The following is a 1,761-nucleotide window of genomic DNA, read 5'->3' as shown; positions in this document are numbered from 1 at the left end:
AGGCAAGGGAGTACCTTCACTTCAGGTGTTCCTTGAGCTCTTGCGACGCTTGCAACATCGCCGAACGCACCGCCGGCACCTGGCTCACGACGTTGAGCAAACCATAGTCGTGGATCATGCCGTTGTAACGTACCGCCGTGACGGGGACGCCGGCCGCGTCCAGCTTGCGAGCGTACGCTTCGCCTTCGTCGCGCAGCACGTCGGCCTCGGCAGTCTGCACCAGCGCGGGCGGCAGGCCCTTGAGTTGCGCGGTGGTTGCCCGCAGTGGCGAGGCATAGATCTCGTTACGTTGCCCGGCATCGGTGGTGTAGTTGTCCCAGAACCACTTCATCATGTTCTTGCTGAGGAAATGTCCTTCGGCAAACTGGTTGTAGGACGCCGTCTCGAAACTGGCATCGGTCACCGGCCACAACAAGGCCTGGAAGCGGATTGCCGGTGTACCCTTGTCCTTGGCCATCAGCGCCACGACCGCCGCCATGTTGCCACCCACGCTGTTACCCGCTACGGCCAGGCGCTTGCCATCGACATTGATTTCCTTGCCATGCTCGGCCACCCATTTCGTCGCCGCGTAAGCCTGGTTGATCGCCACCGGGTAATGCGCTTCGGGTGACGGCGTGTAGTTGACGAACACCGCAGCGGCGCCCGAACCCGCCACCAGATCCCGGACCAGGCGTTCGTGGGTCGGGAAATCCCCCAGCACCCAACCGCCGCCGTGGAAGAACATGAACACTGGCAGCTCGCCCTTGACCCCGGCCGGACGAACGATGGTCAGGCTGATCGATTGGCCGTCGACCTTGATGGTCTTCTCGCTGACATCGGCTTTGGGCAATGTCAATTTCACACCTGCCTGGGCGCCGACCAGTACCGCGCGGGCGTCCTTGGGCGACAACTGCTCCAGCGGCTTGCCGGTGCCGGCATTCAGTGCGTCGAGAAATGCCTGGGTGTTGTGTTCGACGATATCGCCGGCAAAGGCATTGCTGATGCTCAGGGCGAGAAGGGCGCCGGTCAGGGTTTTGCTGATGTTCATGTCTATCTCCTTGAAATTCGGTTGGGGGCGAGGGGTTAAACGGTTACGTGCAAGCGCACATCCACGTTGCCGCGGGTGGCGTTGGAGTACGGGCAAACCTGGTGCGCTGCATCAACGAGGCTCTGGGCTTCGGCTTGATCCAGGCCCGGCAAGCTGATGTGCAGGTCGATGTCGAGTCCGAAGCCACCAGGGATTTGGCCGATGCCGACATGGGCGGTGATCGAGGCTTCATCCGGGATTTTGCGTTTGGTCTGGCTGGCAACGAATTTCAGCGCGCCGATGAAGCAGGCCGAGTAGCCCGCGGCGAAGAGTTGCTCAGGGTTGGTCGCCGCACCGCCTGCACCGCCGAGTTCTTTTGGCGTGGCGAGCTTGACGTCGAGGATGTTGTCGCTGGAGATGGCACGACCGTCACGGCCGCCGGTGGAGGTTGCGATTGCGGTGTAGAGAGTTTTCATGGTGCAGGCCTCGTTTCAGGTTGAGTATTTCGCGCTAAATGTTTGCGCGCTAAGTAGGTGTGAAGAGAATGTAATGCGCTAATAATTTGTGCGCAAGATAAATTTTCGGGGCAAGATGGAATCGGCAAACTGAAAAGGCCTGAAAGCCTTTAGCTAGAGCGGTTTTTGAGAGTAGAAATTTTTCGAGGGGGGAGGGTAGACAGGGCTGCCGCTATCGCGAGCAGGCTCGTTCCACAGAGGTTGCTGGATGACGAGACCTTGCTCACATCAGAAATCCAA

At 59.8% G+C, this 1,761-nt stretch carries 2 protein-coding genes; both read right to left on the bottom strand.

Annotated elements, in window-relative coordinates; genetic code table 11:
• Positions 1 to 16 precede the first annotated feature (16 nt).
• Positions 17 to 1,027 carry an alpha/beta hydrolase gene (locus tag OC610_RS26895; RefSeq protein ID WP_264432317.1) on the bottom strand — a complete coding sequence of 337 codons (1,011 nt, stop codon included), beginning with the start codon at positions 1,025 to 1,027 and terminating at the stop codon, positions 17 to 19.
• A 35-nt stretch (positions 1,028 to 1,062) separates the two neighbouring features.
• Entirely contained in the window at positions 1,063 to 1,482 is a 420-nt protein-coding gene (locus tag OC610_RS26890) for an organic hydroperoxide resistance protein (protein WP_264432314.1), read from the bottom strand.
• Between the last annotated feature and the right edge of the window lie 279 nt (positions 1,483 to 1,761).

Source organism: Pseudomonas agronomica (genome assembly GCF_025917275.1).
Taxonomy (GTDB): domain Bacteria; phylum Pseudomonadota; class Gammaproteobacteria; order Pseudomonadales; family Pseudomonadaceae; genus Aquipseudomonas; species Aquipseudomonas agronomica.
The sequence above is the reverse complement of the archived record's forward strand: the minus strand, read 5'-3'. Positions and strand labels throughout refer to the sequence as shown.